Raw genomic sequence first — 15,132 nt, 5'->3', positions numbered from 1 at the left:
TGACTTTAATATACATGAAAGTTAATAAAAAGACCTATTGGAAAGGAATTGAGCAGCTGAAAAATGATCCTAGTTTTGTAAAGCATGCTGATAAGGAATTTTCCGATAAATTACCTATAAAAGACGCATTTGGTGATAATTCTGAAGAGGGAAGTACCAGAAGGGATTTCCTTAAAATGATGGGATTTAGTGTTGCAGCAGTTTCGTTGGCAGCATGTGAAGCACCAGTAAGAAAGGCTATTCCATATTTGAATAAGCCGGAAAGTGTAGATCCAGGAATTCCAAATTACTATGCATCTACCTATGCTGATGGCGGAGAATATTGCTCTGTAGTTGTGAAAACAAGAGAGGGACGGCCAATTTTTGTAGAAGGAAACTCATTTTCCAAAATCACAAAGGGCGGTACCAATGCAAGGGTAAACGCTTCTGTACTTTCATTGTACGATAATGAAAAGGCTAAAGGGCCAAGTAAAGGGGGTGCAGATAGTGATTGGGCTACTGTTGACAAAGAAATTTCCAGCCAGCTTTCTAAGATTGCTACCTCAGGACAGGAAATTGCCATTGTGACCAATACCATTCTAAGTCCTTCCACTAAGAAATTAATTCAGGATTTTTCTTCTAAGTATACTTCTACTAAAGTTATTTCTTACGATTCGCAATCTGCATCGGCTTTATTAGAAGCAAATAAAAGACAATTTGGCAAAGCAGTTTTACCAACATACCATTTCAATAAAGCAGATACTATAGTAAGTATCAGTGCTGATTTCCTTGGAAGTTGGTTTAGTGGAGTAGAGCACAATGCCGGATATTCTGAAACAAGAAAAATTGGTAAAAACAAAAAGAAAATGTCAACTCATTTTCAGTTTGAACCAATAATGTCTCTTTCAGGAGCGAATGCAGATTATAGAACTCCTATAAAGGCCTCTCAGGAAGGGTTAGTTGTAGCGCAGCTATTCAATTTAATCGCAAAATCGACTGGCGGTCCAACCATTTCCGGAATTGAAAAAGTAGAAGTTAAAAATTTAGATTTAGCGGCTAAAAAATTATTAGCAAGTAAAGGAAAGTCAATTGTAATTTCAGGTACTAATGATATTGCTGTTCAATTGTTAGTGAACGGAATTAATGAAATGCTTGGAAATTATGGACAAACACTTGACCTAAATTCTCCTTCTTTCCAAAAACAGGGTAATGATGCTGAAATGGCGTCATTCGTGGGAAGATTAGAAAAAGGACAAGTTGGAGCCGTGATATTCTACAATGCAAATCCAGTTTATGATCACCCTATGGGAGACAAGATTGCTGCTGGAATTTCCAAGGCTAAACTTTCTGTTTCAACTAATGACAGATTGAATGAAACAGCCTCTCTTTGTGGGTATAATTGTCCAGACTCACATTTCCTTGAGTCATGGAATGATGCAGAACCAAGAAAAGGATTCCTAAGTCTTGCTCAGCCTACAATTTCCAAAATATTCGATACTAGACAATTCCAGGATTCATTATTGAAATGGTCTGGAAGTGAAGATACTTACTTATCAGTTATTCAGTCTTATTGGAAAGAAAGCATTTTCCCAACACAGTCTAAAGAAACTGATTTTGATAAATTCTGGCAAAGAACTTTGCATGACGGGGTTTATGATATAGAGAATGCAGAGGGATATGTGAGTCTCCATGGAGGGGAAGTAAATGCAGAGGAACTCGCTCCGGTAGATTATGCAGGGCTTTCCTCTGATATTAAAAAGAATTATAAAGCTGCAAATGCTGATTTTGAACTTGTAATTTACAGTAGTGCAGTAATGGGGTCTGGTTCTCAGGCCAATAACCCGATGTTACAGGAAACTCCTGATCCAATTTCAAGAGTTTGTTGGGGTAATTATGTAGCAGTTTCTCAATCAGCAGCTAAAGAGCTTGGATTAGCTGAGGTGTTTGAAACCAAAGTTCAGGTAGCAAAAGTGAGTGCGAACGGTGTGGAGATGGAATTGCCTGTTATCGTTCAGCCAGGTCAGGAAGCAAAGACGATTGCTATTGCTGTAGGCTATGGAAGAGATGGTGGAAAGGCAGGAAAGGTAACGGCTGAAGCTGGAGGAGCTAATGCATACAAATTATTGAGTTTTGATAAAACTGTAAAAAATGTTCAGGTAGCAGGTGTATCAATTGCTGCTACTGGTTCATCACAACATGTAGCGCAAACTCAAACTCACCATACCATTGTTGGTAGGGAAACTATTATTCAGGAGTCAACTCTTGAAGAATATAAAAGTAATCCAAGAGCCGGAAGATACGATCCACATATCTCCACCTATTCAGGATCTGATAAGCCAGGTAATATTTCTCTGTGGGATGTTCAGAGTGATGGATATAAAGATGATCCAAGAGAGAAAACTGAAAAGAAAGTTCCTGGATCATGGAATGAAGTAATGGGATTAAAAGCTGATCAGCATGCTTATAATAATCACCATTGGGGAATGAACATTGACCTGAACAGTTGTACTGGTTGTTCAGCATGTGTGGTGGCCTGTCATTTGGAAAATAATGTTCCTATTGTAGGGAAGCAGGAGGTGATTAATAGAAGGGAAATGCACTGGATTAGAATCGATAGATACTACAGTAGCCCTGCTAATGCCGAAACGGCAAAAGAATTGGAAGAGGCCGCTGAAAATCCTGAAGTTGTATTCCAGCCAATGATGTGTCAGCACTGTAATAACGCTCCTTGTGAGACAGTTTGTCCGGTAGCTGCTACAACCCACAGTTCTGAAGGTTTAAATCAAATGACTTATAACAGATGTGTTGGTACAAAGTATTGTGCGAATAACTGTCCTTATAAAGTAAGAAGGTTTAACTGGTTCAGGTATCACAACAATGAAGATTTTGATTACCATTTGAATAATGATTTAGGAAAAATGGTATTGAATCCTGATGTTACCGTAAGGTCAAGAGGGGTGATGGAAAAATGTTCTATGTGTGTACAGAGAATTCAGGCGGGTAAATTAAAAGCCAAAATGCAAGGAAGACCAATTCAGGACGGAGATGCTAGTGTGGCTTGTGCGAGTGCTTGTCCTACTAATGCAATCACATTTGGAGACCTGAACAATAAGGAAACTGAAGTAAGGAAACTTATGGAGGTTGAAATTAAAGAAAGGGCCTACAATGTATTGGACGAAATAAATGTCAGACCAAATGTTTGGTACATGACCAAGATTAGAAATAAGGATGCTGAGAACGCATAAAACTTCTTTCTTTAAATAAAAAATTGAATTTGATATTTTAATCTATTGCTGGAAATATGCAAATTGTATCACAAGTAAGAGAGCCATTAATTACAGGGGGAAAAACCTATAAAGATGTTACAGACGACATTTGTAAACCTGTAGAAGCAGCTCCCTCAAAAATTTGGCTTGCTGCCTTAACCTTGTCCCTAGTACTCCTTTTTGCCGGAGGGTACTTTTTAGGAGATATGCTGTGGAATGGAATTGGTCGATGGGGACTTAATAAAACAGTTCAGTGGGCATGGGATATCACTAACTTTGTGTGGTGGGTAGGTATTGGTCACGCAGGAACACTTATTTCTGCTATCCTGCTTCTATTCAGACAAAAATGGAGAACTTCTATTAACCGGTCTGCTGAGGCGATGACAATTTTTGCGGTAATTTGTGCTGCAATCTGGCCAATCGTTCACATGGGAAGGCCATGGCTGGGAGCTTATTGGGTATTACCCCTTCCAAATGCTTTTGGTTCATTATGGCCAAACTTTAACTCTCCTCTACTTTGGGACGTTTTTGCAATTACCACATATTTTACAGTTTCATTACTATTCTGGTTTATCGGTCTGGTACCTGACTTTGCCACACTAAGAGACAGGGCAACGTCAAAAGTAAGCAGAATTGCATACGGAATTGTGAGTTTGGGCTTTGATGGTTCAGCTAAAACCTGGATGCATTACGAATCAGTTTCATTGATTCTTGCAGGTCTTTCTACACCACTTGTACTTTCAGTACACACCATTGTAAGTTTTGACTTTGCTACCTCAGTAATTCCAGGATGGCATACTACTATTTTCCCTCCCTACTTTGTTGCTGGAGCAATTTTCTCTGGATTTGCGATGGTACTTACTCTAATGTTAATTACCAGGGTAGTTTATAAATTAGAGGACTATATCACACTTGAGCATATCGAAATGATGAACATCATTATTCTGGTAACTGGTTCAGTTGTAGGTATCGCCTATATTACAGAGTTTTTTATTGCTTGGTATTCAGGAGTGGAATATGAACAATATGCTTTCGTGAACAGAATGAGTGGGCAGTATTGGTGGGCATATTGGTCTATGATGACTTGTAATGTGATTTCGCCACAGTTATTCTATATCAAGAAAATCAGGACTAGTTTTGTTATGACATTCTTCCTGTCAATTGTAGTGAATATAGGAATGTGGTTTGAAAGATTTGTAATTATTGTAACCTCCCTACACCGTGATTATCTGCCTTCTAGCTGGTTGTATTTTACGCCTACACTTTGGGATATCATGTGTTATGTTTTCACTTTCGGATTGTTCTTTACTTTGTTCTTCCTGTTTGCAAAGGTTTGTCCGGTAATTAACATGGCTGAGGTAAAAGCGATATTGAAAGATTCTAATTCTACGGTATATAAGGGGAGAAGAACAATTCCTAACGAACTTGTTCCTGAGAAGGATAGGGTATAAAGTTTTTGATAAAAAATTGAATTTCAGATAATTAATCAGATAGATGGAAGGAAATAAGCATTTTTTAGTAGGTATATTCAATGATCAAGATATACTCCTAAAGGCTGTTAAAAAAATCAGATCAGAAGGTGTAAAAATCCATGAGGTATATACACCATACCCAGTGCACCATTTGGAAGATGCACTTGGATATAGTAGGTCCAGAATGCCTGTAGCTGCTTTCTTTTTTGGTCTTACGGGAACAATTTTGGCCATTTTAATGCAAACCTTGATGATGGGTGTGGACTGGCCAATGAACATTGGAGGTAAACCTTTTGTGGCTATTCCCGACTTTGTGCCTATTACATTTGAATTGACAGTGTTGTTGGCGGCTTATGGTATGGGGTTCACCTTCTTTATTACAAGAGGATTAGGACCAACCGCAGTTCCTACCATATTTGATATCAGAATGACTGATGACAAACACGTCATGGCCATTGATTTAGCTGAAAATAAAAAGAGTGAGGATGAAATTAAACAAATTTTATCTGATGCTAAAGCGGAGGAAGCTTATAGGAAAGATTTTACAGAGGAAGAGTTTAGTCCTACATTCGGAAAGTATTTAATTGATGTTTTAACCAACGGGGTGACGGTATCTAGCAGGAAACTGAATTGAAATTTTTCAAAAGATGATGAATATTATTAAAAATATATTAACAGTATCAATAATAAGTGCTATTGCATTAGCTTGTGGTCCTGGGGGAAATAATCCTGGTGTTGAATATGCGCCTCAAATGTATCATTCAATTCCATATGAGCCGCTCACTCAGATCACGGAGACTACTGATGGAATGATTGGAGAAGCATATTATGAGACTTTTATTAACTCTACTCCATATAATGATTATAAAGCTGCTTCACCAAGTAATTCTTTAACTCCAGTAGAGGGTACCGTTGCAAGACAGAACTACACCTCAGTTACAAATAGCAATGTGAGTTCTCCTGGGCAAAATCTTTTAATTTATAATATCCACAAGGATAGTGTGGCACAGGCTGGAAGAGAATTGAAAAATCCTTTACCAAATACTCCTGATATAGTAGCAGAAGGCAAACAGCTTTATCTTTCATATTGCTCACATTGCCATGGTAAAACTGGTGCAGGTGACGGGAAAGTAGGTGGAATATATGGTGGTGTACCTAATTATTCCTCCAGATCAGTGGCTAGTCTTCCTGAAGGACACATCTTTCATGTAATTACACATGGCATCAGAAGAATGTGGCCTCATAAATCACAATTGAACCCAGAGGAAAGATGGAAAATTGTGAGGTATGTTCAAAAATTACAAAAAGGAGAACAATAGTTTAAAAGAGATAAATGGATTGTGTTTAATAATCCAAAAGAAAGAAAATTTACTTTGCAAAAATTTAAAAGCAAAAGATGGCAACAGAAACTCACGAATTAAACCTTGAAGAAAAATTTGTTTTTTCAGATAAAGCCAAGAAAAAAATATTTTTAACCCTGGGTATTGGAATAGTTCTTTTAATTATAGGAATTATTTTAGAAATGTCAGGTGGTGGCCATGGAGAGCATGCGTTAAACCTAACTCAGGACAATCTGGCATCAATAAATTCTGATGGGACCGAGTCCGGAGGGCATGGTCATGCTTATAGCTGGACAACAAAGCTATTTGCCGGAATGTGGATCAATAACTTGTTTTTTACAGGACTTGCCTTAATCGGGGTATTTTGGGTTGCTGTTAATTATGTTGCCACAGCCGGATGGTCCGTAGGATTTAAGAGAGTTCCTGAAGCTTTTGGTAATTTTCTGCCAATTGCCGGAGTTTTGATGCTTGTAGTTTTTGTAATTGCCAACCATAGTTTATTTCACTGGACTGATACAAGTCTTTATGACGAAACCAGTGGCCATTTTGATGCGATTATCAATGGAAAGAAGGGATTCTTCTTTATGCCTGGAGCAGAAGGAGTTCCAAGTATACCAGTATTCTATTATGGAAGAATGATATTTTTCTTTTTAGGATGGGTATTATTTTATCAGTTTATAAAAAAACAATCTCATCTGGAAGATGTTAATGGAGGTACAAAGCATTATAGAAAATTAGTTACATTTTCTGCCACGTTCTTAATATTTTTTGGTGTTTCTTCTTCAATTTCAGCTTGGGATTGGGTTATGTCAATTGATACACACTGGTTCAGTACAATGTTTGGCTGGTATGTGTTTGCGAGCTGGTTTGTAAGTGGTCTTGCTGCAATTACTTTAATTGTGGTGTTTTTGAAAGAAGCAGGATATTTTTCATTTATTAATGAAAATCATCTTCATGACTTAGGAAAGTTTGTGTTTGGTTTTAGTATTTTCTGGACTTACATCTGGTTTTCCCAGTTCCTTTTAATTTACTACGCCAACATTCCTGAAGAGACTGTTTATTTTTTAGAAAGATTGCAAAGTGATAATTATAGTAAGTTTATCTTTATCAATTTGATTCTTAACTTCTTTTTCCCATTCCTTGCTTTAATGACAAGAGATGCAAAAAGAAAAATGACATTTTTGAAGATTGTTTGTACGGTGGTACTTGTAGGGCACTGGTTTGATTTTTATCTGATGGTTGCACCGGGTACTTTGAAAGAGCATGGAGGATTTGGTTTTATGGAACTAGGATTAATTATGATCTATGGGTCAGCATTTATATTTGTGGTGTTAAGCAACCTTGCAAAATCAAAACTAATTCCTGTAAATCACCCAATGTTGCAAGAGTGTGTTCATCACCATACCTGATAAAACCACATTTTTTCAACCACGAAGAATTATTGAATTGAATTATTAAAATTTGAAAAGATATTTATGGCTGCATTACTTTTAATTTCAGGAGTCGTTTTCCTGGTAGCAATACTAGCACTCATATATAGAATTTTTACTTTAGTAAGCATAGCTAAAGGTTCTACAAAGCAAAGAGTCTCTTCTAGTAATAAAATAAATGCTATTTTATTTCCTGTCCTTTTTGTGGTAGGATTTGGAGCAATTTTCATTTACTCCGGAATTGCCAGTGAGAACTTTTTACCAGCTGCTGCCTCAGCTCATGGAAGTGAAACCGATTTTTTATTTTGGTTAACCATGGCGATTATCGGGGTAGCCTTTTTTGCTACTCACTTGCTTCTATTTTGGTTCCCTTTTAAATATCAGTTTAAGGAAAGCCGAAGCGCTTATTTCCAGCCTCATAATGATACGCTTGAAATTATCTGGACTGTTGTGCCTGCTGTAGTCATGACTGGTTTAGTACTTTCTGGATGGATGGTTTGGACCGACATTACCAGTCCTGCACCAAAAGAATCTGTGGCAATTGAAATTATGGGTAAGCAGTTTAACTGGGAAGTTAGGTATTCCGGAAAGGATGGAGAGTTGGGGAAACATAACTTCCGCAAAATAGATGGTACTAATTCAATGGGTATCGATTTTAGAGATCCAAAAAGTATAGATGACTTCATTGCCAGAGATATTCATTTACCCAAAGGACAGCCTGTTCTTCTGAAAATAAGGGCGAGAGATGTTTTGCATAGCGTATTTATGCCACATTTTAGAGTGAAAATGGATGCGGTTCCGGGTATGCCTACCCAGTTTTGGTTTACACCAATAAAAACTACCGCTGAAATGAGAGAAGAACTAAGCAAGGATCCTGCATGGCAAAAAATAGATCCTGATACTGGAGAACCAAGGTATAAAAACTTTAATTATGAATTGGCTTGTACTGAGGTTTGTGGATCTGGTCATTTTGCTATGAGAAAAGTAATTATTGTAGATGAACCAGCTGATTTCAACAAATGGTATAATGAACAAGACTCTTGGGCCTCTAAAAATAAAGATTACTTATCTTCAATTGGGATAAACTTAGACCTTGCTGATAACCAATAAGAAATTTTCAAGAAATTAAATACAAATTTTTATTATGTCAACCGTAGATATAGATATACAAAGTGCTGCTGATGCTCACGGGCATGATGACCATCATGACCACCATGAGCAAGGGTTCTTTGAGAAATATGTATTCTCTCTGGATCACAAAGTAATCGCTAAACAGTTTTTGATTACTGGTATATTGTGGGCCTTTATTGGTGGATTACTATCAGCAATTTTTAGAGTTCAACTCGCTTTTCCTGATGCTGATTTAACATTCATGAAACCATTATTAGGAGATTGGATTGATGCTCAGGGAAAAATGGATACTGAGTTTTATTTGGCTGCGGTGACCATGCACGGTACCATAATGGTATTTTTCGTGTTGACAGCTGGACTTAGTGGAACATTTAGTAACTTCCTGATTCCGTTACAAATTGGAGCCAGAGATATGGCTTCAGGGTTTATGAACATGTTATCCTACTGGTTTTTCTTTTTAGCTGGGGTAATCATGTTAATTTCTTTGTTCATTTCCACAGGACCTGCAAGTGGCGGTTGGGTAATTTATCCTCCATTAAGTGCACTTCCTCAGGCGATGTCAGGATCGGGACTAGGTATGACTTTGTGGTTAACAAGTATGGCCTTCTTTATTGTATCTACCCTATTAGGCGGTATAAATTATATCACTACGGTTATTAACTTAAGAACTGAGGGCTTGTCCTTTTCAAAGTTACCATTAACTATTTGGGCATTTTTCCTTACTGCCGTAATTGGATTATTATCTTTTCCAGTTTTATTGTCAGCAGCATTATTATTAATATTTGATAGAAGTTTCGGAACTAGTTTTTACTTATCACAAATTTATATTGGTGGAGAAGCCCTTCCTAATGTGGGTGGTAGTCCTTTATTGTTCCAACACTTATTTTGGTTCTTAGGGCACCCTGAAGTTTATATTGTACTTCTACCAGCTTTAGGGATTACTTCGGAAATTATTTCTACGAATGCCAGGAAGCCTATCTTTGGATATAGAGCCATGATTGGATCTATGATAGGCATTGGATTTCTATCATTTATCGTATGGGCACACCATATGTTTGTTTCCGGCATGAATCCGTTCTTGGGCTCTGTGTTTATGTTCCTGACATTAATTATTGCAGTACCATCAGCGGTAAAAACATTTAACTACCTAACCACACTCTGGAGAGGGAATCTGGTATTTACCCCGGCTATGCTATTTTCAATTGGTTTGGTTTCCCTATTTATATCTGGAGGGGTGACAGGGATTGTGTTAGGTAACTCTGCAATTGACATTCAACTTCATGATACTTATTTTGTTGTGGCACACTTTCACCTTGTAATGGGTAGTGCTTCGTTCTTTGGTATGATGGCGGGTGTATATCATTGGTTCCCAAAAATGTTTGGACGAATGATGAATGAAAAACTAGGATATGTTCATTTCTGGTTTACGTTTATTGGGGTGTATATGGTATTTTTCCCGATGCACTATATAGGTATTGCCGGTTTCCCAAGAAGATATTATTCCTTTACTAATTTTGATGCTTTCAGTACATTTACTGACCTTCAGATTGTAATTAGCGTGGCAGCTTTCATCACGCTTGCAGCTCAATTCATATTTGCCTTCAATTTCTTCTTCAGTATATTTAAAGGAAAACTTGCTCCTTTGAACCCCTGGAGATCAAATACCCTGGAGTGGACAACACCAAGACTCCCAGGGCACGGCAACTGGCCTGGAAAGATTCCTACAGTTTACAGATGGCCTTATGATTACAGTAAGCCCGGATCAAAAGAAGATTTTATCCCTCAGCATATACCATTTTCTCAAACTCCTGAATCGAATACTGACATGGAAAATGAGCTGGGTAAGCTAGAGGAGGAAGAAAAAAAGGATTTGGGTAAAAGCAGTGAAAGTCATTAATAAAGTCTGTTTAAAAGATAAAAAATAAAACAATGGAAGGAACTACATTATTAGGTTTTATGGCATTCGTCTTTATGGCACCACCATTATTAATTTCTTTGGCTGTGGCTGTTATCACTTCAATGAAAAAAGATGATTAGTCTTTAATTGATTTAGTATTCTTGAGAAGGGAAATTCATATTTATGAATTTCCCTTTTTTCTTTTATGGGCATTGAATCTTGAAGATTTATTTTTGGAAAAAAATGAAATCCTATGGTTTCCATTTAGACCTCTATCTCCTAATTGACCTGTTTTATATTCACAATATTGGGCAATATTTAAATTCCATTCCGTTTTTTCTATATCAACTTTTATTGATTTCTCAACAGCTTTTCAGCCTCTGTATTACCTGTGTTACAGAGTCCTTTGGCGAAAGAACTCTTCACTCTTTTTCCAATGAATTTTTTGATATATTAAATAAAAATACATGCCTTATGGCCACTAGAAAATTTATTTTATTCGAACTTAATGAGGTTCCTTTTTCTGTAATAGACTATTATACAAGAAAATATCCTACTTCATTTTTAGCTAAAACATTACCAAAATGTGCTCAGATTGAGACTGTCACGGAGGATGAAGGAGAGCTTTCCCCCTGGATAACCTGGCCTACTTTCCATCGTGGAGTGACAAATGTTAAGCATAAAATCAAAGATTTCGGAGAAAACCTGGAGAAGGTAGATAAAGCTTATCCTACCATATGGAAAATTTTATCGGATAATCAGTTGCAACCTGGGGTTTTTGCTTCTATGCATACCTTCCCCATGCCTGAAAATTATACAGACTATTCCTTCTTCATCCCTGATCCTTTTGCCAGCGATAGCAAGTTGCATCCGGCTAAACTGGAACCATTCCAAAAATTTAATTTGGCCATGTCAAGGAAATCGGGTAGGAATGTGGATTCAGGTATCGATTTAAAATCAGCCTCAGAGCTGGCTATTAATTTACCCAGCATGGGAATTAAGGTAAAAACCCTTGTTGATGTTGCCGGACAAATAGTTTCTGAGCGATTAGATGGATGGAAAAAGAATAGGAGGCGTGTTTTTCAACCGGTTTTGGCTTTTGATATTTTCTCCAAGTTAATCAGAACTAAAAAGCCTACATTCGCTACATTTTTCTCCAACCATGTGGCTTCTACCATGCACAGGTATTGGGCAGCCACCTTCCCTAATGATTATAAAGAGTATAACCTAAGTGATGACTGGAAAAATAAATTTTCTGGTGAAATAGATTTTGCATTTTCCAAGTTTGAAGACTTTTTCGAAAACCTGGTAAAATTTGCGGACCAGAACCCTGAATATAAAATTGTAGTGGCCAGTAGTATGGGGCAGGAGGCAACTAAAGCGGAAAAGCTGAGCACCGAATTATACTGCAAAAACATGGATAAGTTTACCTCTTTTTTGGGGCTTCAGAAAAATGATTGGGAGCAAAAAATTGCCATGCATCCACAGTATAACCTGACGGTTACTTATGACAAAATTGATTTGTTTGCAAAGGCCTTGAAAGAAATTTTCATTAATGGAAAGCCTTTGGTGTTCAGGAAAAAAGAAGGAGGTTTTTTCAGTATAAACCTGGGACACAGAAACCTGGAAGAAGACCAAATTTCTTTCAAAGGAGTAACAGTTAAGCTTTCAGAGTTAGGCTTGGTGAATGAACAAATTGATGATGAATCGGATGGTACGGCCTATCACATCCCGGAAGGGTCTATGATAATCTATGATCCACAGGATACCTCAGTGAAAAACAGCCGGATTAGTGGAGTGAAAACCACCAGTTTTGTGCCTACAATATTAGAAAATTTCAAAATTCCAGTACCTGATTATATGGAAGAAAGTAGAATAAAGGAACTTCTAAAATAGAGGATTTTTTCTCATTAATTTTTTTGTGATTCGAACTTTTAATAACAATTCCACTAATGGAATTGTTATTTTTTTGTATTTTAAATAAATGTTTATTTCAAACCAGAAAGTTATGCCACAAAAAAACCCATTATTAATCTCAGCACTTAAAGAAACCGCAAGTCGCCTTGAAAAAGGAGCCAATTATGAATGGGGGCATATGGGTAGATGTAATTGTGGGCACTTGGTGCAAACCATCACGGATATGTCGGATAAAGAAATTGTAGAATCTATTGATTTTCAGATGGATGAATGGACGGAGCATGCCAATGATTATTGTAATAATACAGGGAGCAAAGTAGATGAAATTTTCAACCAATTAAATGAAATAGGTTTTAATTATGAGGACATCGTAAAATTAGAGTACCTGTCCGATAAATCCATTCTGGAAAAGGTGGGTGAAAACACTTATTTAAGACATAACTGTGTGGATGATGTAGTACTTTATATGAACACCATGGCCGAAATGTTAGAAGAGAGTTGAATCTCCCCAGCTCTCTTCTGATTATAAATCTCAAAATCATCCAATTTTATAGTGCCCGATTTTTTTTACCAGAGATACGCCATATTGTTTTTGGTAATTACTGTCCTGCCAAAAATAATCTTCAAAAAGAAAGATTTTTTTATTCCATTTTTCTAACTCTTTGGGTTTATCTGCTCCTGAAAACTGGTCGGAGGTATGATTGTTCAGATGAAGGTTTTTGAAATTTAGGATTAGTTCACAATAATCAAAATAATCGCAAATTTCCTTTATAAACCTTTTGGCCACCATTTGTTTGAGGTGGTTAACAGGCTTGGACAGTAAAATCAGTGTTGGTCGGTTTACTTTCATCATTTTAAGGAATTCAGGGTTTTCAATATCCCCGGTTATTTCTAATGGATTTTTCCTTTTCTCACCCATTGTTCTTTTTCCTTCCAGATTTATGGATGTCCAGCTGATTTTTCCATTATCAAAATCTTTAAAATTGATTTCTGAATTTTCACCTACAACAAGAACACTAGAGAGGGGATTTTCCCTGATAAATTCTTGAAGAATAATGCTTGTTTGCGTCTTAAAGTTTTCTGAATTTCTGGCTGAGGATGGAGAGGGGTAGTCCAATTCTTCTGATGTTAATCCCATGGGTTTTCTAGTTATAGTTATGTCAGTAAAAGTTAAAACAGACACATCATTTGAAATAATTTTTTAAGGCTTTTTAGCTTTTTGAAATTATTCTAATGAAATAGTTGTTTTGCGAAAATAACCCCACAATCAATTTGGTATTTACGTAGAAAGGATAATTTGTTACGCTAAACGGATTATTAGAGAAAGCAAAGCGGATTTAAGCCTCAGAATTCCCCAAAATTCAGAAAATACAAACCTTATCAAAACCAATTTACCACAGTTTGGGGTATTGGTCCAATTAATTATTTAGGCAGTTTGTTTTGAATGCTTTTAAGATAAAATTATCTGTAACTTACTGAAAATAAATCCGTTAAAATGACTGGAATTTTTAGGTAAAAAACCTTTCTACTAAATATTTAACCCTTATTTTAGAGTGAAATCTGCTTCCACTTTAGTTCATTGTGGAAACTGCTACAATTTCATTGATGCCTGCTACCTGACTAACAATTAGAATTTTACTGATAACTCTAGCTACCTTAGGTGAAATAACATGAAATTTTCATTACGAACAAGTGATATTGAGGAACTGATTTACGAACAGAATATTCTGGCAAACCCAGCCTGTTTTGAGGAAAATTCCAACCCAAAATTTGAACTGGACATTGGCTTTCTGAAAGGTGCAATGGAAGTGCAACTTTTTGAAGACTACTACTTTCACCAGGCCGAATTAATTTCCAACTCTGATTTAAAGTTTTATGCATCTGGAGATCAACCCTGTGTGGAAATCCATTTTCATCTTCAAGGATTTGGTAAAGGAAAATGGAAAGGATTCAAGGAGGAAACCATTATTACACAAGGTGAATGTAATATATTTTACTCCCCAGAACCGCAAGGTGTATTTGAAACAGAAGCTCATGTAACACAAAAGGTTTTTGAAGTAAACCTGATGCCGGAAAATTTTGTGAAAATGGCTAAAACCTGTGGCAATGTTTTTCATCAATTTATTGAGGATATTGAAGCGGAAAGACCCTCAATGCTTGTTAAAGGAAATATGCCGATTAGCCCAAATATGCAAATAGTACTTTTTCAGATGATGAATAGCTCATTTGAAGACCCATTAAGAACCACTTATTTCCAGGCAAAAGTTTTCGAACTATTAACCCTGATTGCAGGCGGTCTTCAACTGGAAAAACCCCAGTTTTCATTTGGAAAGGAAGACGAAGAGAAATTTTATTTTGCCAAGGAGCAATTGATAAAAAATGTGGCTAATCCTCCTTCATTAAGTGAATTGGCAAAGATGTCGGGTTTGAATGAATTCAAATTAAAGAAAGGCTTTAAAGAAATATTCGGAAATTCTGTGTTTGGGTATTTGCTTGATTTCAAGCTGGAAAAAGCCAAGCAGCTTTTGGTAAATCCTGATCTTTCAATAGGGGATGTAGCATTTCTCACTGGTTATAAAAACCAGGGGCACTTTACTACCGCATTTAAAAAGAAATATGGGGTAACACCTAATTTCATTAAACAAAACTGATAAAAAAGGCTGGACAGTTTGAAAACCATCCAGCCTTTTTCTGCATGAA

The 15,132-nt window shown here is 36.7% G+C and carries 11 protein-coding genes; 10 read left to right on the top strand and 1 reads right to left on the bottom strand.

Features of this window, described 5'->3' with window-relative positions:
* The first annotated feature begins 14 nt into the window (after positions 1-14).
* From A3EM_RS0132120 to A3EM_RS0132075, 9 genes are all read left to right on the top strand, one after another.
* The gene (locus A3EM_RS0132120; RefSeq protein WP_020532373.1) at positions 15-3,224 is read left to right on the top strand and encodes a TAT-variant-translocated molybdopterin oxidoreductase; all 3,210 of its coding nucleotides are present in this window, start codon (positions 15-17) and stop codon (positions 3,222-3,224) included.
* A gap of 56 nt (positions 3,225-3,280) precedes the next feature.
* Entirely contained in the window at positions 3,281-4,696 is a 1,416-nt protein-coding gene (gene nrfD / locus A3EM_RS0132115; RefSeq protein WP_020532372.1) for an NrfD/PsrC family molybdoenzyme membrane anchor subunit, read from the top strand.
* A gap of 43 nt (positions 4,697-4,739) precedes the next feature.
* Complete coding sequence (locus tag A3EM_RS0132110; RefSeq protein WP_020532371.1) at positions 4,740-5,351, top strand: DUF3341 domain-containing protein; 612 nt, start codon at positions 4,740-4,742, stop codon at positions 5,349-5,351.
* 13 nt (positions 5,352-5,364) lie between these two features.
* Positions 5,365-6,036 (top strand): c-type cytochrome, encoded by a 672-nt coding sequence (locus tag A3EM_RS0132105; protein WP_020532370.1) that lies wholly within the window; start codon positions 5,365-5,367, stop codon positions 6,034-6,036.
* Between the two features lie 77 nt (positions 6,037-6,113).
* Positions 6,114-7,466, top strand: a complete 1,353-nt coding sequence (locus A3EM_RS0132100) for an HAD family hydrolase (RefSeq protein ID WP_020532369.1) — start codon at positions 6,114-6,116, stop codon at positions 7,464-7,466.
* A 66-nt stretch (positions 7,467-7,532) separates the two neighbouring features.
* Complete coding sequence (locus tag A3EM_RS0132095; RefSeq protein ID WP_020532368.1) at positions 7,533-8,597, top strand: cytochrome c oxidase subunit II; 1,065 nt, start codon at positions 7,533-7,535, stop codon at positions 8,595-8,597.
* 34 nt (positions 8,598-8,631) lie between these two features.
* A complete protein-coding gene (locus A3EM_RS0132090) occupies positions 8,632-10,515 on the top strand; it encodes a cytochrome c oxidase subunit I (RefSeq protein WP_020532367.1) in 1,884 nt (627 codons plus the stop codon).
* A 474-nt stretch (positions 10,516-10,989) separates the two neighbouring features.
* The gene (locus tag A3EM_RS0132080; RefSeq protein WP_157638191.1) at positions 10,990-12,411 is read left to right on the top strand and encodes a hypothetical protein; all 1,422 of its coding nucleotides are present in this window, start codon (positions 10,990-10,992) and stop codon (positions 12,409-12,411) included.
* 112 nt (positions 12,412-12,523) lie between these two features.
* Positions 12,524-12,934 (top strand): hypothetical protein, encoded by a 411-nt coding sequence (locus tag A3EM_RS0132075; protein ID WP_026210708.1) that lies wholly within the window; start codon positions 12,524-12,526, stop codon positions 12,932-12,934.
* Between the two features lie 36 nt (positions 12,935-12,970).
* Here A3EM_RS0132075 and A3EM_RS0132070 read toward each other — a convergent pair whose 3' ends face one another.
* Positions 12,971-13,570, bottom strand: a complete 600-nt coding sequence (locus A3EM_RS0132070) for a hypothetical protein (RefSeq protein WP_020532363.1) — start codon at positions 13,568-13,570, stop codon at positions 12,971-12,973.
* Positions 13,571-14,102: 532 nt separating this feature from the next.
* Between A3EM_RS0132070 and A3EM_RS46500 the strand changes: the two genes are divergently transcribed.
* Complete coding sequence (locus A3EM_RS46500; RefSeq protein ID WP_020532362.1) at positions 14,103-15,083, top strand: helix-turn-helix transcriptional regulator; 981 nt, start codon at positions 14,103-14,105, stop codon at positions 15,081-15,083.
* Positions 15,084-15,132 lie beyond the last annotated feature (49 nt).

The organism is Flexithrix dorotheae DSM 6795, from assembly GCF_000379765.1.
In the GTDB taxonomy this organism is placed as follows: Bacteria; Bacteroidota; Bacteroidia; order Cytophagales; family Flammeovirgaceae; genus Flexithrix; species Flexithrix dorotheae.
This window is presented reverse-complemented; position numbering and strand designations above follow the sequence as displayed.